This is a genomic window from Caloramator sp. (genome assembly GCF_020054765.1).
In the GTDB taxonomy this organism is placed as follows: domain Bacteria; phylum Bacillota; class Clostridia; order Clostridiales; family Caloramatoraceae; genus Thermobrachium; species Thermobrachium proteoclasticum.
In genome coordinates, this window is sequence record NZ_JAIHAO010000008.1 from 50460 (window position 1) to 71913 (window position 21454).

26 protein-coding genes, 1 tRNA gene and 1 riboswitch are annotated in these 21454 nt (G+C 31.8%); of the genes, 23 read left to right on the forward strand and 4 right to left on the reverse strand.

Annotated elements, in window-relative coordinates; translation table 11 throughout:
• Positions 1 to 30 precede the first annotated feature (30 nt).
• The 5 genes from JG776_RS04485 to JG776_RS04505 all read left to right on the forward strand — a co-directional run bounded on the left by JG776_RS04485 (position 31) and on the right by JG776_RS04505 (position 3390).
• Positions 31 to 789, forward strand: coding sequence for an SDR family oxidoreductase (locus JG776_RS04485; RefSeq protein ID WP_291965090.1), 759 nt, complete (start codon positions 31 to 33; stop codon positions 787 to 789).
• Positions 790 to 934: 145 nt separating this feature from the next.
• On the forward strand, positions 935 to 2182 hold the full coding sequence (dinB, locus tag JG776_RS04490) for a DNA polymerase IV (RefSeq protein ID WP_291965091.1): 1248 nt from the start codon (positions 935 to 937) through the stop codon (positions 2180 to 2182).
• A complete protein-coding gene (locus JG776_RS04495; protein WP_027308076.1) occupies positions 2179 to 2418 on the forward strand; it encodes a hypothetical protein in 240 nt (79 codons plus the stop codon). Before dinB ends, JG776_RS04495 begins: the two co-directional genes overlap by 4 nt.
• A gap of 57 nt (positions 2419 to 2475) precedes the next feature.
• Entirely contained in the window at positions 2476 to 2901 is a 426-nt protein-coding gene (locus JG776_RS04500) for a nucleoside recognition domain-containing protein (RefSeq protein ID WP_291965094.1), read from the forward strand.
• 12 nt (positions 2902 to 2913) lie between these two features.
• A complete protein-coding gene (locus JG776_RS04505) occupies positions 2914 to 3390 on the forward strand; it encodes a nucleoside recognition domain-containing protein (RefSeq protein ID WP_291965096.1) in 477 nt (158 codons plus the stop codon).
• Between the two features lie 13 nt (positions 3391 to 3403).
• On the opposite strand, the gene speE is transcribed toward JG776_RS04505, so the two are convergent.
• Positions 3404 to 4240, reverse strand: coding sequence for a polyamine aminopropyltransferase (gene speE, locus JG776_RS04510; protein WP_291965150.1), 837 nt, complete (start codon positions 4238 to 4240; stop codon positions 3404 to 3406).
• A gap of 157 nt (positions 4241 to 4397) precedes the next feature.
• Between speE and JG776_RS04515 the strand changes: the two genes are divergently transcribed.
• From JG776_RS04515 to JG776_RS04560, 10 genes are all read left to right on the forward strand, one after another.
• On the forward strand, positions 4398 to 4790 hold the full coding sequence (locus JG776_RS04515) for a secondary thiamine-phosphate synthase enzyme YjbQ (RefSeq protein ID WP_291965098.1): 393 nt from the start codon (positions 4398 to 4400) through the stop codon (positions 4788 to 4790).
• 37 nt (positions 4791 to 4827) lie between these two features.
• A riboswitch (yybP-ykoY riboswitch) is annotated at positions 4828 to 4957 on the forward strand.
• A 38-nt stretch (positions 4958 to 4995) separates the two neighbouring features.
• Positions 4996 to 5661, forward strand: coding sequence for a TMEM165/GDT1 family protein (locus tag JG776_RS04520; protein WP_291965100.1), 666 nt, complete (start codon positions 4996 to 4998; stop codon positions 5659 to 5661).
• 258 nt (positions 5662 to 5919) lie between these two features.
• On the forward strand, positions 5920 to 6255 hold the full coding sequence (gene spoIIAA, locus JG776_RS04525; protein WP_027308070.1) for an anti-sigma F factor antagonist: 336 nt from the start codon (positions 5920 to 5922) through the stop codon (positions 6253 to 6255).
• A 13-nt stretch (positions 6256 to 6268) separates the two neighbouring features.
• Positions 6269 to 6694 carry an anti-sigma F factor gene (gene spoIIAB / locus JG776_RS04530; protein WP_291965103.1) on the forward strand — a complete coding sequence of 142 codons (426 nt, stop codon included), beginning with the start codon at positions 6269 to 6271 and terminating at the stop codon, positions 6692 to 6694.
• A gap of 16 nt (positions 6695 to 6710) precedes the next feature.
• Positions 6711 to 7463 (forward strand): RNA polymerase sporulation sigma factor SigF, encoded by a 753-nt coding sequence (sigF, locus tag JG776_RS04535; RefSeq protein ID WP_291965106.1) that lies wholly within the window; start codon positions 6711 to 6713, stop codon positions 7461 to 7463.
• Positions 7464 to 7533: 70 nt separating this feature from the next.
• Positions 7534 to 7677: a hypothetical protein gene (locus tag JG776_RS04540; RefSeq protein WP_156897863.1), complete on the forward strand. Its 144-nt coding sequence runs from the start codon at positions 7534 to 7536 to the stop codon at positions 7675 to 7677.
• 4 nt (positions 7678 to 7681) lie between these two features.
• Positions 7682 to 8143: a stage V sporulation protein AC gene (spoVAC, locus tag JG776_RS04545; RefSeq protein WP_291965108.1), complete on the forward strand. Its 462-nt coding sequence runs from the start codon at positions 7682 to 7684 to the stop codon at positions 8141 to 8143.
• A gap of 14 nt (positions 8144 to 8157) precedes the next feature.
• The gene (gene spoVAD / locus JG776_RS04550) at positions 8158 to 9174 is read left to right on the forward strand and encodes a stage V sporulation protein AD (protein WP_291965110.1); all 1017 of its coding nucleotides are present in this window, start codon (positions 8158 to 8160) and stop codon (positions 9172 to 9174) included.
• 1 nt (position 9175) lies between these two features.
• Entirely contained in the window at positions 9176 to 9532 is a 357-nt protein-coding gene (gene spoVAE, locus JG776_RS04555; RefSeq protein ID WP_291965112.1) for a stage V sporulation protein AE, read from the forward strand.
• Positions 9533 to 9542: 10 nt separating this feature from the next.
• Positions 9543 to 10118, forward strand: a complete 576-nt coding sequence (locus tag JG776_RS04560) for a stage V sporulation protein AE (RefSeq protein WP_291965115.1) — start codon at positions 9543 to 9545, stop codon at positions 10116 to 10118.
• Between the two features lie 102 nt (positions 10119 to 10220).
• On the opposite strand, the gene JG776_RS04565 is transcribed toward JG776_RS04560, so the two are convergent.
• Positions 10221 to 12527 (reverse strand): transglycosylase domain-containing protein, encoded by a 2307-nt coding sequence (locus JG776_RS04565; RefSeq protein WP_291965116.1) that lies wholly within the window; start codon positions 12525 to 12527, stop codon positions 10221 to 10223.
• A gap of 242 nt (positions 12528 to 12769) precedes the next feature.
• On the opposite strand from JG776_RS04565, the gene JG776_RS04570 reads away from it, so the two are divergent.
• Entirely contained in the window at positions 12770 to 14191 is a 1422-nt protein-coding gene (locus JG776_RS04570; protein ID WP_291965118.1) for a glycosyltransferase family 2 protein, read from the forward strand.
• A 74-nt stretch (positions 14192 to 14265) separates the two neighbouring features.
• Complete coding sequence (yunB, locus tag JG776_RS04575) at positions 14266 to 14901, forward strand: sporulation protein YunB (RefSeq protein WP_291965120.1); 636 nt, start codon at positions 14266 to 14268, stop codon at positions 14899 to 14901.
• Between the two features lie 18 nt (positions 14902 to 14919).
• On the opposite strand, the gene hpt is transcribed toward yunB, so the two are convergent.
• Positions 14920 to 15447 carry a hypoxanthine phosphoribosyltransferase gene (gene hpt, locus JG776_RS04580; RefSeq protein ID WP_073249146.1) on the reverse strand — a complete coding sequence of 176 codons (528 nt, stop codon included), beginning with the start codon at positions 15445 to 15447 and terminating at the stop codon, positions 14920 to 14922.
• A gap of 211 nt (positions 15448 to 15658) precedes the next feature.
• Between hpt and hflX the strand changes: the two genes are divergently transcribed.
• Positions 15659 to 17467, forward strand: a complete 1809-nt coding sequence (gene hflX / locus JG776_RS04585) for a GTPase HflX (protein ID WP_291965124.1) — start codon at positions 15659 to 15661, stop codon at positions 17465 to 17467.
• Positions 17468 to 17521: 54 nt separating this feature from the next.
• Positions 17522 to 17597: transfer RNA gene (locus tag JG776_RS04590), tRNA-Gln, on the forward strand.
• A 112-nt stretch (positions 17598 to 17709) separates the two neighbouring features.
• Here JG776_RS04590 and JG776_RS04595 read toward each other — a convergent pair.
• Complete coding sequence (locus tag JG776_RS04595; protein WP_291965126.1) at positions 17710 to 18723, reverse strand: alkaline phosphatase family protein; 1014 nt, start codon at positions 18721 to 18723, stop codon at positions 17710 to 17712.
• 108 nt (positions 18724 to 18831) lie between these two features.
• Here JG776_RS04595 and JG776_RS04600 point away from each other — a divergent pair, with 108 nt between their 5' ends.
• The 4 genes from JG776_RS04600 to JG776_RS04615 all read left to right on the forward strand — a co-directional run bounded on the left by JG776_RS04600 (position 18832) and on the right by JG776_RS04615 (position 21440).
• Complete coding sequence (locus JG776_RS04600; RefSeq protein ID WP_291965128.1) at positions 18832 to 19500, forward strand: hydrolase; 669 nt, start codon at positions 18832 to 18834, stop codon at positions 19498 to 19500.
• Positions 19501 to 19578: 78 nt separating this feature from the next.
• Positions 19579 to 20247, forward strand: coding sequence for a hypothetical protein (locus tag JG776_RS04605; protein ID WP_291965130.1), 669 nt, complete (start codon positions 19579 to 19581; stop codon positions 20245 to 20247).
• A gap of 1 nt (position 20248) precedes the next feature.
• The gene (locus JG776_RS04610) at positions 20249 to 20479 is read left to right on the forward strand and encodes a hypothetical protein (protein ID WP_291965132.1); all 231 of its coding nucleotides are present in this window, start codon (positions 20249 to 20251) and stop codon (positions 20477 to 20479) included.
• 76 nt (positions 20480 to 20555) lie between these two features.
• Positions 20556 to 21440 carry a nucleotidyltransferase domain-containing protein gene (locus tag JG776_RS04615; protein ID WP_291965134.1) on the forward strand — a complete coding sequence of 295 codons (885 nt, stop codon included), beginning with the start codon at positions 20556 to 20558 and terminating at the stop codon, positions 21438 to 21440.
• The last annotated feature ends 14 nt before the right edge of the window (positions 21441 to 21454 follow it).

The window sequence follows — 21454 nt, forward strand, 5'->3', positions numbered from 1 at the left end:
CAATAAAAATATATTAAGGTGGTGAAGGTTATGCAAAAGTCTAAAAAGACAGTTATTATAACAGGAGGAGGACAAGGAATAGGCAAGGGTACAGCTAAAAGGCTCCTTATGGAAAATTACAATGTTGTTATTGCTGAAATAGATAAAGAAGCAGGGCAGGAAACAGTAGATGAATTAAAAATATTTGGGGATATAAAGTTTATTTGTTGTGATGTTTCTAAAGAAGAGGATATTAAGAGTTTAGTAAATAAAACTGTTGGTATATATGGTGGAATTGATGTACTTATAAATAATGCTGCTATTTCAATAAATAAACCAATTACAGAGTTAAGCCTTGAGGAGTGGAATAAAGTTATATCAATAAACCTTACAGGTGCATTTTTGTGTTCTAAATATTGTGCACCGTATCTAAAACAAACAAAGGGTTCCATAATAAATATCGCATCTACAAGAGCCTTTATGTCTGAAAAGGATACGGAAGCATATTCTGCCTCAAAGGGAGGTATTTTTGCATTAACACACGCACTTGCTGTGAGTTTAGGGCCAGATGTGAGGGTAAATTGTATAAGTCCTGGATGGATTGAGGTTAGTGAATTGAAAAAACAAGGCATAAGAAAAACACCAGTTTTAAGCGAAATGGACAATAAACAGCATCCTGCTGGAAGAGTTGGAAATGTAGATGACGTTGCTTCTATGATTTTATTTTTGATAGATGAAAGAAATTCCTTTATAACTGGTGCAAATTTTATTGTGGATGGCGGAATGACAAGAAAGATGATATATGTTTAATAGGATAGATAAGTGCTGACAAGGGTGTGACATTATCCATAATATGGATAATGTCACATTTCACTTGGGTGGCACTTTTTTTGTTTGATTTTTTGATAAAAGTAGTATAATATAATATACGAACAAATGTTCGGGAGGCGGTGTTGTGAGGAATATTTTACACGTAGATTTGAATGCTTTTTATGCTTCAGTAGAGCAGGCAGAGGATAAAAATCTCCAGGGAAAACCTGTTGCAGTTGCGGGGGATAAAGAAAAGAGGACAGGTATAATACTTACGGCCTCCTATGAGGCACGAAGATATGGTATAAAGACAGGTATGACAATAGGAGATGCACTTAAATTGTGTAGAGATTTAATATTAGTTAAGCCAAATTTTAGAAGATATGTAGAGTATTCTAACAGGGTTATGGATATTTTAAGAAGTTTTACACCGGATGTTGAGGTTTTTAGTATAGATGAGGCTTGGCTTGATGTATCAGGGTGTGAAGGATTGTTTGGAGATGGGATAGAAATAGCTAATTTAATAAGAAAAAAAATACGAGATGAACTTGGGATTACAGCAAGTGTGGGGGTATCCTACTGTAAATTAATGGCAAAGATGGCCTCAGATCTAAAAAAACCTGATGCCACCAGCATAATTGATGAACAGGATGTTCCAAACATAATTTGGCCTATGCCTGTTGAGGAACTTTTTGGAGTTGGTAGACGAATGAAAAGGAGGCTAAACGAGCTTGGTATTTTTACAATAGGAGATTTGGCAAATACACCCTTAAGCCTTTTAACTAATAATTTTGGTAAGGTTGGAAGATATTATTGGAATTATGCAAATGGTATTGATTTTTCAAAGGTAGAAAGTAGCTACGATTGTATAAAGGGAGTAGGTAATTCAATAACAACACCTAAGGATTTAGTTGATGTTAAAGAAATATCTGAAATTTTTATGGTTTTAGCAGAGAGTGTAGGTATGAGGTTAAGAAGGATGGGGTTTGAGGGAAATGTGGTAGAAGTGGTATTTAGAAAGAGTAGCTTTGAAACAATAGTAAGAAGGCATAAAGTAAGTCAATATATAGATACAACGGTTGATATACATAGTGAGGCATTAAATTTATTTTTGAAAAATTGGGATAGAAGCAAAATAAGACTTCTTGGAATTAGAGTAACTGGCCTTAGAGAAAAACAAAAATTTGAGCAGATAAGTTTATTCGAAGATGCAACAAAGAAAAAGAGAGAGAAATTGGATATGTGCTTAGATACCATAAGAGAAAAATATGGGAAATATTCTGTTTTTCGAGCAATAACAATGCAAAATGACAGCAATAAAACGATAAGAGTTTTAGATAAAGATGAGTGGATACCTATGAACTCCTTTAATAAAGGTGGTGGTAGGATATGAAACTTTTAAGAGAGAAGGCTAATGTTTTAGTATTGTTTCAGGATACAATAATGAATCCGATTATGATAATGTGCAGTATGGGGGTGTTTAAAGTAAACAGAGTAATAAATATAAACAAAGAACGTAGATATTTAAGGGATTGTTATATATTCCTATGTTCTGTTGAGGGGAGAGATGAGCCTATTGAGCTAAGATGGGATATAGAAGGTAATATATGGTTTTTAGAAAAATTCTAAAAAATAGTTAACAAAATTAGTATGAATAATTATAATTAACTTAGAGGGGGTGAAGTTATGATAGAGGCAATAAAGGCAGGAACAGTAAGGGGGGCTAAAAAAGGTATAGAAACAACTTTTAAAATAGGTAAAATATTGGTTCCTATATATTTTATAGTTACATTTATTAAATATACACCTATAATAAATTATATTGCAATTATATTTAAGCCAATTATGCATGTAGTTGGACTTCCTGGTGAAGCTGCATTACCATTTGTTGTTGGAAACGCAATAAATTTATATGCAGGGATAGCAGCAATTTTGGCCTTAAGTCTAACGCCAAAGGAGATAACAATTATATCAGTTATGCTCTGTTTTTCCCACAGCCTATTTTTAGAAACAGCTTTGTGTAAAAAAATAGGAGTTTCTGCTACGTTTATGGTAGTTTTAAGACAAATACTTGCATTTATAGCAGGTATTATACTTAATATTATTTTATAAGAGGTGAGTTTTTTGATTATAGATGTTTTAAAGGAAGCATTTTTAGGAAGTATGTCTTCAATGTGGACAGTTATTAAGATAGTAATTCCTCTTATGATAGTTATTGAAATTATAAAGGAGTTAAACTTGCTAAATAAAATTTGTGGTATCTTTAAACCCCTAACAAAACTTTTAAAGATATCGGAAACTACGATTTTACCATTATTTTCGGGACTTTTTTTTGGATTAGTATATGGTGCAGGACTTATAATAGATGCTGCAGAAGAGGGAAATATAACAAAAAAGGATATGTATCTTGTGGCGGTATTTTTAGGAGCCTGTCACGCAATTGTTGAAGATACTCTTATATTTGTTCAAATAGGTGCAAACGGCTGGATAATATTCTGCCTACGATTAATTTCAGCATTTATAGTAACATACATTTTTGGGTTTATTTTTGAAAAATCAAACACAGCAAAGAGAATTGTAAATAGAGAAATAGCAGGTTAGAACACCTGCTATTTTATTCTCCTATAACTTCTTTTATGTATTTTGGAAGTACAAAACAAGCCTTATGTATTTCTGGAGTATAGTACTTAGTATCCATTTCTGGAATTTTTGTAATATCTACTTGAGTTGGATCATATTTCTTTGAACCAACTGTAAAGCTCCAGTATCCTCCTGGGTAAGTTGGGATTGCAGCCATAAATAGTTTAGTAACAGGGAATATAGCCTTTGCATCGCTAAATACCTTTCTTACTGTATCTGGTAAGAAGAATGGAGTTTCTGTTTGTGCAACAAATATTCCATCTTCTGTTAGAGCTTCATATATATCCTTGTAGAAGTTTCCGCCAAATAGACCTTCAGCAATGCTAAATGGATCAGTTGAGTCAACTATAATTACATCAAATTCATTTTTATGTTCCTTAACATATTTTATTCCATCGCCTATAAATACTTCACATCTTGGATCATCAAGTGCACAGCTTATTTCAGGTAGATACTTTTTACAAGCATCCACAACGTCCTTATCTATTTCACAAAGAACAGCCTTTTCGACAGACTTATGCTTTAATATTTCTCTTATTGCACCACCATCTCCACCACCAACAACTAAAACCTTCTTTGGATTTGGGTGTGTAAATAGTGGAATGTGTGAAATCATTTCGTGATAAACAAATTCGTCTTTAATTGTTGTTTGAACTATACCGTCAAGTATAAGCATTCTTCCAAATACTTCTGAGTCTACTATTGCCATATCTTGGTATTCAGTCTGTTTTCTAAGAAGAGTTTCTTTAATTTTGTAGGACATAGCTACGCCTTCGCCCTCAAGTTGCATTTCCTTAAGCCACATATCCATTGCCATTAAAATCGCCTCCTTTTTGGGATTTTAGATACAAATAGCATTTTAGCATTAATTAGGATTAATTACAATATTCATATCAAAAAAATATAGTACAATTAATATACAAAGATATCTTATGTAAGATAATAGCAAAATATTCGGAGGTGTTCCTATGGAGTTTAGCTTAAAAACTTCAAAGACGGAGGAGTTTATTAACATAACTAATTATGTTAGAGAGGCAGTAAAAAAAAGTGGTGTAAAGGATGGATTAGCAGTTGTATTTATTCCACATACAACCGCAGGTGTAACTATAAATGAAAATGCAGACCCTGATGTTGTAAGGGATATGATTGTTACGCTTGATAAAGTTTATCCTGTAAAGGGCGATTATTGGCATATGGAGGGTAATTCCCACGCACACATTAAAGCATCTCTAATGGGTTCCTCCTGTAGTGTAATAATAGAAAATGGCGATTTAAAACTTGGAACTTGGCAGGGTATATATTTCTGTGAGTTTGATGGCCCAAGAACAAGAAAATTTTATGTAAAAATATTAAATGGATAGTGTTGACAATTTTTATTAAAGAATATATTATATATTAAGAGTGGTTAAAGGGGAGTAGCTGCCCATTTTGGGTTGATAAAGTCAACATACTGGTCTTTGACCTGGCTTTATCGGACGTTTGTCAAGTGAGACCTTTAACACAATGCTTTGCATTGTGTTAAAGGTCTTTAATTTTGTACAAAATAAAAAAGAAGGAGGAATGTATATGGCACTACTTAAAGCATTTTTATTTGTACTTGTAGCAGAGATGGGAGATAAAACTCAGCTCCTTGCAATGGCCTGTGCAAGTAAGTATAAATTAAAGCAGGTTATTGCTGGTGTTTTTGTAGCAACACTACTTTTAAATGGTTTGGCTGTTTTAATTGGAACATACCTTGGAAGTTATATTAAGTTTGAGTATGTGAAATTAGCAGCAGCCTTACTATTTATAGGTTTTGGACTTTGGGGATTAAAGGAGGAAGATGAGGAGGAGCTTGAAGGTGAAGCCTGTAGCTTAAAGGAGGATAAATTTGGTCCAATAATAACAGTAGGAACAACCTTTTTCTTAGCAGAACTTGGAGATAAAACACAGATTATGACTTTAACCTTTGCAGCACAAGAAAAGGCACCAATATTAGTTCTAATAGGTGCAACTTTAGGTATGATGGTGGCAGATACCTTAGGAATAGCAGGAGGAACTTTGATTTCTAAGTATCTTCCAGAGAAATATATAAAGTTTGGTTCAGCCTTTATATTTATTGTTTTTGGTGTGACAACCCTCTATGAGGTATTACCAATTCAATATATTACAGTTATAAACCAAATAGTATTCTATGCTATTTTAGCTATGCTTATTTATGTTATAGGGTTTAGAAGAAAAAATAAAAAGTAATATAACATAAAGAAGGAAAATTGTAATTTTTAGAGAATATATATAATGAATGCCACCCAGATGAAATGTGAAATTTACAGTATGTGGTAAATGAATGATTTGTGTCAAAATATCTGGCAAGTAAAAATGGACATTATATTTTACAATACAAATCTCTTGGGTACTAACACGGAGAAATAGTTAAGTTGATTAATACCTACAAAACTTATGTGTGTAGGTAGCCTATTATAAAAAAGATAAATATTTGGGGGGATGGGTATGCAGCTAAAGTTTAGTGTAGAAGATGGTTGCCTAATTGTTGAGATGCACGGTGAACTTGACCACCACTCTGCAGAAGGGGCAAGAATAAAAATTGATAATAAGATTGAAGAGCTTGGTATAAACAAGTTGATATTCGATTTTTCAGGGGTTAATTTTATGGATAGTTCAGGAATAGGAGTCATTATTGGAAGGTATAAAAAATTAAAGGACTATGATGGAAAAGTAGCTGTTGTAAATTTAAAGCCTCAGATAAAAAAGATATTTGAATTAAGCGGTTTGTTTAAAATTTTAAATGAATTCGAAAATACTAAAGAGGCTCTTTTAAATCTTTGATGGGGGGGATATTATGTTTAAAAATGAAATGAAACTGGAGTTCCCAAGTAAATCAGTTAATGAATCCTTTGCAAGAGTGGTAGTAGCAGCTTTTGCATCACAACTGGACCCTACTTTAGAAGAGCTTTCAGATGTAAAAACTGCGGTATCTGAGGCTGTTACAAACGCCATTATACACGGTTATGAGGATACAGAGGGAATGGTAACTTTAAGATGCAAAATTGAGGATAATAAATTGACTATAGAAGTTGAAGATAATGGTAAGGGAATTGAAAATGTTGAACTTGCAAGGCAGCCTCTTTATACTTCAAGACCTGAACTTGAAAGATCAGGTATGGGCTTTACAGTTATGGAAACCTTTATGGATAGTGTTGAAGTATTTTCTGAGCCTGGAAAGGGAACTAAGGTAATTATGACAAAAACTTTTAAATCGGCCTGATGCATGGGGGTAAAATATGAAAGAGGGTTTGGAGGATGTAAAGGTTAATTCTTTAGAGGATTTTAGGGAGCTCATATTAAAAAGCCAAGCAGGGGATAAAGAGGCGGAGGAAAAGCTAATAAAGAATAACATAGGATTAGTAACAAGCATAGTAAAGAGATTTTTAAATAGAGGTTACGAATATGAAGATTTATTTCAAATAGGTTGTATTGGTCTAATAAAGGCCATTAAGAAGTTTGATGTTTCATATGATGTAAAGTTTTCTACATATGCTGTTCCTATGATACTTGGTGAAATAAAAAGGTTTATGCGTGATGATGGCATAATAAAGGTAAGTAGAAGTGTAAAGGAAACCGCAAGAAAAGTTAAGTTGGCAAAGGACAAATTAGCCAAAGAATATGGGAGAGAAGCTACAATAGAAGAGATTGCAAATGAGTTAAGTATCACAGCAGAAGAAGTTATATTAAGTATGGACAGTATGAATTCACCAGAGTATTTATATGATACAGTACATCAAGATGATGGGGCAGCAGTTCTTTTAATAGATAGGGTGAGTGAAGATAAGGACTATGGTGAAGATATAGTTGATAAAGTAGCATTAAAGGAACTTATACAAAATTTAGAGCCAAGAGACAGGCAAGTCATATTTTTGAGATATTTTAAAGATTTAACTCAAAGTCAAATAGCTGAGATTTTAGGTATTTCACAGGTTCAGGTTTCAAGAATTGAAAAAAGAGTCTTAACGTATTTAAAAAAGGCAATAGAGTAGATAATATTCTATTGCCTTTTTTGTTTTATTTTTTTTACTTTTGGAGAAAATATAAATGGAGGTGTAGAGAATGTATTATAAGGCAAAAAAAGTAGATGTTATCAACTATAAACAACCGGAGGATAAGGAACATAGATTTGACTATAACAATACATCCTTTAATATGATGTCAGCTTTAAGGGGACAGAATGAAAATATAAAGGATGGAAGGTGATTTTATGGAACATACCAACGAAGAAAGGCTAAAAAAAGAATTTCAGGATATGGTTAAAAAGAATGCTCCAAGTTCAAATTTTTTAAAGGATTGCTTGGCAGCCTTTGTAGTAGGAGGATTTATTTGCGTTATTGGTCAATTTGTTATGAATTTTTTTATAGGTCTTGGAGTTCCTAAAGAGGATGTAGGATATTATGTGGCTACAATAATGGTATTTTTAGGTGCATTTTTAACAGGGCTTGGTGTTTATGATAATATTGGAAAATTTGCAGGAGCTGGATCAATAGTTCCTATAACAGGATTTTCAAATTCTATTGTTGCACCAGCTATGGAGTTTAAAAGAGAGGGCTTTGTTTTTGGTATTGGTGCTAAGATGTTTGTCATTGCAGGTCCAGTTTTGGTTTATGGAATTTCAAGTTCAGTAATTGTGGGAATTATATATTACATAATAAATCTTTTTAAATAAGGAGGAGGTTTGCTATGGGGGAAAAAAGAATAGGTGAACAAACTATAGCCTTTAAAAACCCTCCATCTATAATATCAACGGCAGCTATTGCAGGGCCTAAAGAGGGAGAAGGACCACTAAAAGACTATTTTGATGTTGTTTTAGAGGATGACTTATTTGGTGAAGAAACTTGGGAAAAAGCAGAAAGTAAAATGCAAAAGGAGGTAGTCAGATTAGCTTTAGAAAAATTGAAAATAGATGAGAAGGATATTGACTATATTTTTGCAGGTGATTTGCTAAATCAACTTATGGCATCAAGTCTTGCTGCAAGAGATTATAAGATACCCTTTTTTGGTCTGTATGGTGCATGCTCGACGCTTACAGAATCTATGAGCCTTGCTTCGATGGCTGTTGATGGTGGATTTGCAGATTATGTTATAGCTTCGACCTCAAGCCATTTTTGTTCTGCAGAAAGGCAATTTAGATTTCCATTAGAACACGGAAACCAAAGGCCACCAACTTCTCAATGGACAGTAACAGGAGCGGGGGCTGCTGTTATATCAAGTAAAGGCAATGGGCCTTACATTACCCACGTTACAACTGGAAGAGTTGTTGATTTTGGAATTAAGGATGCAAACAATATGGGAGCGGCTATGGCGCCTGCAGCAGCTGACACAATTTTAACACATTTTAAGGATACAGGTAGATCAAATAAAGATTATGATTTAATTATAACTGGGGATTTAGGTAAAGTAGGGATGGAACTTACTTTAGAAATAGTTAAAAAACAAGGATTTGATATGAGTACAAACTATTCAGACTGCGGTATAAAGGTATTTGATTTAACACAACAGGACGTTCATTCGGGAGGAAGTGGATGCGGTTGTTCTGCTATTGTCTTCTGTGGATATCTCTATAGGCAAATTATGGAAGGAAATCTAAATAGAATTCTATTAATATCAACAGGAGCACTTTTGAGTCCAACCAGCACAATGCAGGGTGAATCAATTCCTGGTATTGCACATGCAGTTGCAATAGAAAGGGGAGTTTAAAATGGATTATTTAAGAGCATTTGTAGTTGGAGGAACAATATGTTTAATAGGACAGATATTGATGGATAAAACAAGTTTAACTCCAGCAAGAATACTTGTAAGCTTTGTTACAGCTGGAGTAATACTTGGTGCTATAGGTATTTATGAACCTATAGTTGAATACGGAAAGGCAGGAGCTACTGTTCCATTACCTGGATTTGGGTATTCCCTTGCAAAGGGGACTATAAAGGAAGTCGAAAAATATGGCTTGATAGGTGCCTTTACAGGGGGAATAAAGGCAACTTCTGCAGGTATTGCAGCAGCTATATTTTTTGGATATATTATGGCAATAATATTTAATCCAAAGGCAAAAAGTTAGGGGTGATACATTGAAAAAGAAGGTTATTATTGTAACGGATGGAGATTTGGCTGCACAGAGGGCAGTTGAGGCTGCTGCGAAAAATATTGGTGGGAGATGTATATCAAGATCAGCAGGTAATCCAACACCAATATCAGGTAAAGAGATAGTAGAGCATATAAAACAGGCTAGGTATGACCCTGTAGTAGTTATGGTCGATGATAGAGGAGATACCCACAAGGGTGATGGAGAAGAGGCAATGGAATATATATTAAACTGCGGAGAAGTAGATGTATTGGGTGTCATTGCTGTTGCTTCTAATACAAATGGTGTGAGAGGTATAAAGGTTGATTATTCTATAGATAGAAATGGCAATATAGTTAAAAAGGGTGTAGATAAAAGTGGCCTTGCTAAGGATGATAAAATAGTTAAGGGTGATACAGTAGATGTTTTAAACGATAAGAGAGCTCCTATAATAATTGGTGTTGGAGATATAGGCAAAATGGATGGATTTGATAATGTTGAAATAGGTGCCCCTATAATAACAAAGGCTATGGAAGAGATTATAAGAAGAAGTGATAAAGCCGATTTGAAAGAAGAAGTATAAATAAGGAAATTTTAAATATATTTTTAGCAAATATACTTGTTATATGCAATTTAAAAAGCTGAAGAAACCTTTCAAGTCTCTTCAGCTTTTCTGCTATTAGCATTATCTTGTAGGTGGAATATTATTACTGTTTTCTTGATTATTTTCATTATTTTGTTCATTACCTTCTGTTTGATCTTGTTCTGTATTTCCATCATTAGTAGTTTCGTTATTATTAATTTCTTCATTTGTAATTTCTTCATCTGTTACACCATTATTTTCGGTGTTTTGCTCATCATTAGGAACAGGATTAGGTAATAAGTGTATATCACAATATTCAGTAGGTTCAGTTCCACTTAAATAGTATTCTACATATTTGTAAGGACAAGTTTCTGTAGCAAGTTTTCCACTCTCTGCACAAATAGTTGCTTCAACAACACCATCTGGTTTGCTAAATTGTCTTATAGGAAGTCCCCTATGTGCCTCAAGCATAATGGCCTTCCAAATTGGAGTTACATTTAAACTTGATACCTTTATATAGCTAACCTCAGGTTCTCTTGTTGAACCAACCCAAACAGCACAGGTGTAGTAGGGCGTAAATCCTACAAACCAGCCATCTAAGTTATTTTCAGTTGTTCCAGTTTTTCCACCTGTAGGCATTGCACCAAGATCGGCACTCTTAGCAAGACCATTTTTAACAACACTTTGTAGTAGCTGATTCATTATAAAAGCTGTATCTCCAGAGATAGCTCTCCTTTGGGTTGTACTTTTTTCTAAAACAATGCTACCATTTCTGTCCTCAACCTTTGTGTAAAGAATTGGAGATGATATTATCCCATTATTTGCAAAGGCAGTATAGGCAGCTGCCATTTCAATAGGCCTTGCACCTAAGGTTAACTGACCTAATCCAAGTGCAGCATAAGCTTTATCAGCCTTAACAATTGTCGATAGACCAAATTTTTTAGTTGCATAATTATAGCTTGTATCTAATCCAAGTCTATATAATATTTTAGTAGCAATAGTATTTTTAGATTGTTCAAGTGCATATCTTACAGTTACAGGTCCAACACATCTTTTATCGTAATTATTTGGAAACCAATTTTTGTTTATCTTATTATAAATTTCAATTGCTTCTGCGTCATCTCTTGAATCATTTATTATTGTTGAAGGTGTAACTACCTTATTTTCAATAGCTGGTGTATAAACTGTCAATGGTTTTATAGAAGAACCTGGAGGCATTTTTGCGTTTTCCCCAGCTGCATAGTTAAAGGAACCAGCACTAAGTCCACGACCACCAATTATTGCTCTAACTTCTCCATTTAAGTCCATTACAACAGCTGCAGCCTGAGGATTTGGTTTTGCATTTTCATTTTGTTTAAGTTTTTCTTTATTTATTTTAACAGGTATGCCTTTATAAAACTTATTATTATCAATTATTTCTTGAGCCTTTTCTTGTAGTTTAGTATCTATTGTAAGATAAACTTTATAACCACCATCTTTTAGTTTTTGTTTTGCATCCTTTTCGTCCATATCATATTTTTTAGCAAAGTCTTCAGCAATCTCATCTAATGCAGCCTCTATAAACCAATGATATTTTGAATAGTTACCAGTTAATTTAGTTTTTTCTTTATTTAAACTTGCTACAATATCTTCATTCAATGCATTTTGGTATTCCGCTTCAGATATATATCCATTTTCAAACATCTTTTTTAGAACAATTCTTTGACGGCTTAAATAGTTATCAGGGTTTTCTTTATTTTTTTTGCTATATGGATTATAGATACCTGGATTTTGTGTTATTGCTGCAATAAAAGCAGCTTCTGCTATAGTAACATCTTCTACGTTTTTATCAAAGTAGTATCTGGAGGCTTCTTGTACACCATATATATTAGGTCCAAGATATATAGTATTTAAATATGCCTCTAATATTTGATCTTTACTTAGTTTTCTTTCAATTTGAATTGCAAGATACATTTCCTGTATTTTTCTTACGTAGCTTTTCTTTTGAGTAAGGGCGTAATTCCTAACAAGCTGCTGAGTTATTGTTGAGCCGCCCTGTGATTTTGATCCCGATTTTATATTAGCTAAAATTGCACCAAAAACTCTCTTTATGTCTACTCCATGGTGCTTATAAAAACGTTCATCTTCTATAGAAATGTATGCATATTGCATATGTTTTGGTATTTGTTTAATTGTGACTATTTTTCTATTTTCTCCACTGTGCAAATTAGCAATTGGATTTCCATCTTTATCATAAAATTCTATAGATTGTTTTAAATTATCAAGTATATTAACATCAATTTCTGGCACTTCGCTAACTATCTTTATTACTGCACCAATTGCAGCTGCACTTAGCATTAGAGTTAAAATAACGAAAATCAATAATATATTTTTTAGTATATTACCCTTTTTACGTTTCTTTTTAGCCATAGTAAACCTCCTTTTGAGTCAACTTATTTACATTATAACATTATACTATATTTAATTCTACAATATAAACTTATTGGTAAATTTTAAAATGTAAAAGAATTATTAATAATATTTTAAGTACCTTTATTTAATGGATATATAGCATTATAATCTAATAAGTGACAAGAATAATAACTATGTTATTTGTTAAACCTAATTTTAGAATGGTATCGAATTAAAGCAAATTTATTGGAGGAGTTGACATGAAGGAATTTATTTTTAATGCAACATTTGTGTTTCAAATAATAGTTTTTATTATATCTTCCTATTATATGATTATTTCCTTTTTCGGATTAAGATTAAAAAAGGAAGATAATAATGATGTAGAACCACAAAAGTCCTTTGCGTTGATTGTTGCAGCCCATAATGAGGAGATGGTTATTGCACAAATAGTTGAGAGCTTAAAAAACCTTGATTACCCAAAGGAGCTGTATGACATATTTGTTATAGCCGATAATTGTACAGATAATACAGCAAAAATAGCAAGGGAACACGGGGCTCAAGTGTTTGAGAGGTTTGATTCTAACAAACGTGGCAAGGGATATGCACTTGAGTGGATGTTTAATAATATATTTGAAATGGATAAAAAATATGATGCTGTAGTTGTCTTTGATGCTGACAATTTAGCTTCAAGGAATTTCCTAAAGGAAATGAACAAAAAGTTAGTTGCAGGATATAAGGTTGTTCAAGGATATATTGATAGTAAAAACCCAAATGACTCTTGGATTACACATTCATATTCAATAGCTTTCTGGAGTGCAAATAGACTTTTCCAAGCAGCAAGGTGGAAATTAGGGCTTTCTAACCAAATAGGAGGAACAGGTTTCTGTGTTGATACAGAACTACTTAAGAGGTTTGGTTGGGGAGCAACTTGCTTAACAGAGGACTTGGAATTTACTTGTAAATTAGTTTTAAATGGATATAAAGTTGGTTGGGCACATACTGCTGTAATTTATGATGAAAAGCCACTAACTTTAAAACAATCTTGGAATCAGAGAAAAAGATGGATGCAGGGATTTGCAGATGTTGCAACAAGATATTTTACTAAACTTATGAAAAAGGCAATTAAAGACAGAGATTTTGTAGCCTTTGACTGTGCACTATATACAGTTCAACCTTTTATAATTCTTTTATTAGGTATGTCATTAATATTAACTTATTTACAAACACATTCAGAAAAGGGATTAAATATATTTATAATACAGTACTTATTTACACCAATAGTATGGAAACTGTTTAGTGTATTTCAGTTTATGTTTACTCCAATAGTAATGGCATTAGAAAGAAAACTATCCAAGAAGATGTTAGCATTTTTAGGGCTTTATTCATTAAATGTATTTTTAATGGATAGGGTAATTACAAGAGGAGATAGTATAATAAAAATTTCATTATTAAATTTAGCCTATATAGGAATAGTGTCAGTTGCTATATTAAGTGTTGAAGGTATAAAGGGATTTAAAGTATATATATGGTACGTATTATATGGTATATACACAATAACATGGATACCAATAACAGTACAAGGAATTATAGATAAGAATAAAAAAGAATGGAGCCATACTAAGCATACAAGACAAATCAGTATTAGTGAAATAGAAGGAATCGATGGTTCAACAGCCGCATAAGAAGTTGCGAAAGCAACTTCTTTTTTTTATAGAAAACACATAAATTTTAATAGTAATAAATTTAGGAGGAAATAATGAAATTTTTTAAAAAGGCCTTTGTAATATTTGTCATAATATTTATTTTCTTTATTATAAACATTTATCTTTTGGATAGAACCCTTAAACCAATAATTTTGGCCTATTGTGATGCAGAAGCAAGGGGAATTGCATTAGAAACAATAAATGAAACTATACGAACAGAGTTTAAAAATAAAATATCCTATGATGACATTATAACAGTAAAAACAGATAAAGATGGGAATATAGTTATGATACAAGCAAACTCAGTTGAACTTAATAGAATTGGTTCTGAAATTTCACTTTCTGTACAGGATAGAATAAGAAATATTGAGGGAAGAAAAGGTTCTATACCTATTGGTGTTGTTCTTAAAAATGATATACTTGCAAACTATGGGCCTAAAATTCCATTTAAAATGAAACCGGTAGGCTCTGTTAATACAAATTATAGGTCTGAGTTTCAATCAGCAGGTATAAACCAGACACGTCACATTATATATCTTGACATAAAGGCAAGCGTCCAGGTTATAGTTCCATTTGCAAGAAATAATGTTTCAGTTACAACCAGTGTTCCAATATCAGAAAGTATAATAGTAGGAAAAGTCCCAGAAACCTATGCAAATTTGGACTTTATGAAGGATATAACAAAATAAGTCTGCAAAATTGCAGACTTATTTATTTTCCCAATTGAATATATATGGCTTATTTCTATAGTAATCTCCATAGTTTAATCCATAACCAACTACAAAAACATCAGGAATTGTAAAGCACTTATAATCAGGAGTTAGTTCAACTTTTCTTCTTTCTGGTTTATCAAGAAGAACACAGGATTTAATGCTGGCAGGATTATATTTCTTTAGATATTCCATAACAAACTTCATTGTTATACCAGTATCTACAATATCATCAACAACAAGAACGTCAAAACCTTCGATGTTATCAGCAATTTCGTGAACTACTTTTACATTACCTGATGATTCTTCGCTATGTCCATAGCTTGATGTGGTCATAAATCCAATTTTTACAGGAACAGATATGTGTCTTACTAAGTCAGCTGCAAATATAAAACTTCCTCTTAATAGTGAAAGAACATATAGTTTTTTATCTTTATAATCATTTGAAATAATAGCACCAAGTTCAGCAACCTTTGATTGTATTTCATCAGCAGTTATTAATATGTTTTCCTTTTTATTTTCCATCACTGTCCCTCCATTAAATTTGTATATTAAAAATAATATAAAATATTGTCTAAAAAAAGTCAAGAATTCAAGAGTGAATTTTAATTAAAAGTTGAAGGTTGTTTCATAAACATATATTTTAAGCAAAAGGAACATATATTAGTACACCTTGAGAGTAAAAAAGGTTGATGATATAATTAATACTTAGTATATACTAAAAGGGGATGATTATATGATATATGGCAATATAGAAGGAATTAAGAAGCAGTATATAAATAGGTTAGAAGAGTTGTATGAATTAAACTGTGAAAAAGACATATTAATTTCAGAAGATATTTTAGGAATAATTTCTGAAATTTCACAATCAATAAATCGAGAAGTAGCAGTATACATAAATAGAAGGGGTAAAATAGTTAATGTGTTGGTTGGTGATAACATTACTGCACCACTTGAGTTTATGAGTGAAAAAAGAAGTGAAAGAGGATTAAATGGAATTCGTTGCATTCATACACATCTATCAAATGATTCAAGACTGTCTGTACCAGATATTACTGCCTTAATTGAAATGAAGTTTGATACAATGGTGGCAGTAGCAGTTGTAGATGCAAGACCTGTAAGTTTTTCATTTGGCTATTTAAAGGTAGAAGAAGGATTGCTTAAAAATGAAGCTTATGTTGAGGGACCGTATAGTATTGTGGAGCTTGAAAATGTGCAATTTTCAGATATTGTAGGAGAGATAGAAAAGCAAATTGAATATACTGCCCATGAAATTCAAAGGGGTGATAAAGAGAGAGTAATTTTAGTAGGTTGCAGGTCGGAGGATGGCTATTCTATTGAGGAATCATTGGATGAACTACAGGAACTTGCAGAGACTGCAGGTGCTATTGTTGTACATAAGGTTATACAAAATAAAGCCAAAATTGATCCTGCATATTATATAGGTTCAGGAAAGGCAAAGGAAATTGCACTATTAAGACAAAGTCTAATGGCAGATACTATTATATTTGATGATGAGTTAAATGGTGTACAAACAAGAAATCTTGAAGAGGTAATTGGTTGTAAGGTTATAGATAGAACAACATTAATACTTGATATATTTGCACAGCGTGCTAAATCAATGGAGGGAAAGCTTCAGGTTGAACTTGCACAGCTAAAATATAGACTGCCAAGGCTTATAGGACTAGGACACGTTCTATCAAGAACAGGAGGAGGAATTGGAACAAGGGGGCCGGGCGAGAAAAAGCTTGAGATAGATAAAAGACATATACGCGAGAGAATATATGATTTAGAAAATGAATTAGAAAGAGTTAAAAAAATAAGAAGTGTCCAAAGAGAAAGAAGAAAACAAAATGAGATTCCTGTAGTTGCCTTTGTTGGTTATACAAATGTTGGTAAATCAACATTGAGAAATAAACTTTGTGAGCTCTACGGTAAAGATAAGGAGAAAGTTCTTGAAGCAAATATGCTATTTGCAACACTTGACACAACTACAAGAATTATTACACTACCAAGCGGCAGAGATGTGCTTTTTTCAGATACCGCAGGATTTATTAGAAAGCTACCCCACGATTTAGTGGAAGCATTTAAATCTACACTTGAAGAGGTTATTGAAAGTGATTTGATTGTTCACGTAGTTGATGGTTCAAATGATAATGCAATAGTTCAAATAGAGACTGTGAATAGAGTTTTAAAGGAAATAGGAGCACAAAATAAAGAAATGATTTTAGCAATTAATAAGATAGACTTAGCTAAGGAAGAAAATTTATATGCAATTAAGGCAAGATATCAAAATTGTATTGAGATTTCAGCACTTAAGGAGATAAATTTAGATTTGTTTTTAAAGGAAGTAGAAGGGAGAATATTTTCTAAAATTATAAAGGAGACAATACTTGTAACATATAAGGATGCAAAAATAGTATCAGAACTTCATTCCTTAAATTGTGTTAAAAAGGAAGAATACAAGGAAGAGGGAATAGAGATTTTAGTTGAGGCTACAGAGGATATAATTAATAGATATAAAAAATATTTACAAATTAATTAGGAGCATATTGAAAAAATTTATAAATATTTTGTATAATAAATAATGTAAATTTAATGCCGAGTCGCCAAAGTGGTAAGGCACCTGACTCTGGATCAGGCATGTGTGGGTTCGAGTCCTACCTCGGCAGCCATAATGAATATTAGGTAGAGATTGTTAATTTTTAGTAAATCTCTACCTTTTTTATTTTTATTATGATAAAATTTGATTAGTTAATAAATTAAGAAAAGTTAGAATACGATTTTTTAAAACTTGGCTAAAAGTATACGAATAAAATAAAAATAAATTATAAGATGAATTGTAAGTAGTATATTAGTTATAAAAAGAGATAAATTAAGATTATATTCAAAGGGCAGATTAGGGTTTAAAATGTGTACATTTCTTATGGTTGTTATATTTTGATTGTCTAAAAGTGAGTTGCCTGTCATATATAGAGTTTTAGGAATTCCCAATAGATCACATACAGTAGGAGCAATATCTATTTGATTTATACTTTTTTTCAATTTTATATTGGTGTTTTTACTTATAAATACAAATGGAGTTAAAAATGTATTTTCTTCATATTTAGTATGGCCACCGAAGTTTTGGTGTCCGTGATCAGAGGTTATTATTATGTCATAGTTGTATTTGCTTAGTTCCATATAGAGTTTGTATATTTCTAAATCAATCTTGCTTGCGGTGTTTTTATATTGCATTGAACTTCCACCAAAAGAATGTCCTGCATTATCTACTGACATTGGATGAACTATTAAAAAATCTGGTTTAAAACTATTTACTATGGAAACAGCATCAATAAAGGTAGTTCCATCTCTAATAAAATATGTTTTTTTATAGTGGAAGCTAAATGGAAATAGTTCATCTATCCAAAAATAACCGCAAAGTGCAGTTTTGAGATTGTGTTTTATTGCTAAGTCAGATATTGATAACACTGGAGATGGAATATGTTGGTTGTTTGATGAAATACCGCTTATATCTGTTGGGGCACCAGTTAAGATTCTCATATACCCTGCTCTTGATATAGTTGGTTTATCAGATACCGAAATAGCAAATTTTGCATCGTTATTTTTTATTAAATTTTGAATAAAGGGCATATTATTTATTGCATCAAATCTTAATCCATCTACTATAATTAAACATACTTTTTTATTTGTAGGTATTGAATTTGTTGTTATATCATAAAAGGTAAATTTGAACAAAGATATTGTAGAGTTTAAAATTAATATATATAATAATAAAGTTAATTTTATATATTGAGGCATAAAATCATCTCCTGTTTGTTTAATATTAATTTTTGTAAAAGTAGTTATTTTATTTTATAGATTTAAAGGTTTATTTGTTTAAGTTATTAAGAAAAGGGAGGTATTATAATGAATGGTAAATTTATACCTGAAATTAAGGGATCTTTGAGAAGTCATTTAATTGAAGTTCCTCCAGTTATTAGAGAAGCAAGTGGTATGGTAATTTTTGGAAAAAGAATAAAATCATTGGTTTTTACAACCGATGTTGCAATAATAAGAAATACAAATGCAGATGCTGTAATTGCAGTTTATCCTTTTACACCACAACCTGTAATTACGCATGCGATAATGCAGTCAGCGGATGTGCCTGTATTTTGTGGTGTAGGTGGTGGAATAACAACAGGTAAACGAGTTGTCAATTTAGCTCTTGACGCTGAGTTTCAGGGAGCCATTGGAGTTGTTGTTAATGCACCGACTTCAAATGAAACAATAAGAGCAATGAGAGAAACAATTGATATACCAATTGTAGTAACAGTAGTGTCTGAAAGGGAGAATTTTAGGGAGAGACTTGAGGCAGGAGCAACTATATTTAATGTTTCAGGTGCACAAAATACTGCAAAGATAGTAAGAAAAATAAGAGAAGAGTTCCCAACAGTACCTATTATAGCAACTGGTGGACCAACTGAGGATACGATAAGAGAAACAATACTTGCAGGTGCAAATGCTATTTCATATACTCCGCCTACAACAGCTGAAATTTTTGGAAAGATAATGGATAGATATAGAGAAACATTTTAGAACACCAGTTGGTGTTCTTTTTGTTGTATAAAAAATAAAATAATGAATATATTTAATTAGAGGAAAGGAGGAGTAAAAATGAAAAGAAAAATTAGTTTATTGGTCCTTTTGCTAATGTTATGTACAATCACAATAGTAAGTGCACATAGGCCTATATTTGAAAAAAAGGATACAACCATTAATTCCCCTATAACTATTGACGACCATACAATCTCATATGCTATATATGCTTCACTTGATGATAAAAACGATGTGGATTTTTATGAGTTTGAGGCAAAGGAAGGAGAAAATTTTTATATAGAGATGCTTGTGCCAAAAATAAAAAAGAATGTAGGTTTTGAACCTAATTTCGCTATATTAAGCAAGCAATTTTCAGTGAAACACGAAGTACCCTTTACCGTTCCAAATGGATATGGAGTTATAAATGTAGTATATCCTAAGGGATATAACAATGAATTTTATGAAAAATTTACCCAGACGAACTATATAAAGGCACAATCCATAAGTGGAATTATAAATAAAAGCGGAAAGTATATAATAGCTGTTTATTCTACTACAAAGGGTGGGAAATACACATTAGCTATAGGCAAAAAAGAGAATTTTGGTATAAAGGACATTTTTACTTTTCCTTATATATATTTTAAAGTAAAATACTTTTTTAGCCCTGTATTTACTACATTAGGTTTAACTGCATTTGTAATTTTTATTATAGGATTAATTAGAATCAAAAGAAGTAGGAGATGGTAAAATGTTTATTTGCCCAGTTTGTAATGGAATTGTTGATTATGTTGCAATATGTCCGATTTGTAAAAAAACTATGAAGTTATTAGATAAAGTTGAATATTACTATGACGATTATGCGTTAAATCTTGAACAAAATACATTAGAGGATGCAAAGGACATATATTGCAACCACTATTGCTTTTGTGAGGAGTGCAATAAAACTGTTATAGTTAAAGTAGATAAAGTTAAAGAATAAATTGTTTATTTATAATTTTTTTGCTATAATTAAATAAAATTTTTTAATTTAAATTATTAAAGTCGGGGGTGGAGTGATGAACATAAGATTATATCAAGAAGCCTACTTAAGTGTGGAAAAAAAGTTGAAGTCAAATTCAAGCATATTATGTGTAATGATTTATGGAAGCTTGGTAAATGGTGATTTGTGGGAAAAATCTGATATAGACTTTTTTGTTATAACAAAGGAACAAAATAAAAATGAAGTAATACAAACAAGATATGCTAATATAAAGATAAACATACAATATGTATCAAAGGATATATTTTTAGACCAATACAACCACTATTTAAAGGGTGGAACATTCCACAAAGCTGTTTTTAGTGGAAAGATATTGTTTTGTTCAGATGATGAATTGATGAATGTTTTAAATGAAATAAAATTTTATACAGATAGAGAAAGAAATATAAGGAATATAGAGATACTTTCAAACCTTCTTAACTCAATTCACTATGTAAATAAATATTTAGTAACACATAAATATGAAACAGCTTATCAATGGTGTGTAGACCTTGTTAAATACTATGCAAGGCTTATAATGAGTATAAAGGGACATATGACAGATAAGGATATACTTACCTTTGCAGTAAATATGGATCTATCGGTTAAAGGAATGTTTAGTGAGTTGGCAGAAGGAGGTAACCTAAAGGAAAGAGTAGAAAATGTATTGAGGGTTGCTGAGAATTTTGTAGAAGATAATATAGAAATTTTGTGTACGCCTATTATTGAAGTATTAAAGACTACTCAAAGACCTTTATCAGTTCAGGAGATAAAAAATTTACCATTATTTAATCAAATAGATGGTGATTTAAGTAAAGTGTTAAATAAGTTGGTAGAAAAGGGAGCTATAATAGAAACAATTAGAAAATATACAACTTATGGAGAAGAATATTTGATAGATGAGATTGTATATACAGCATAGGTTGATGTATAATA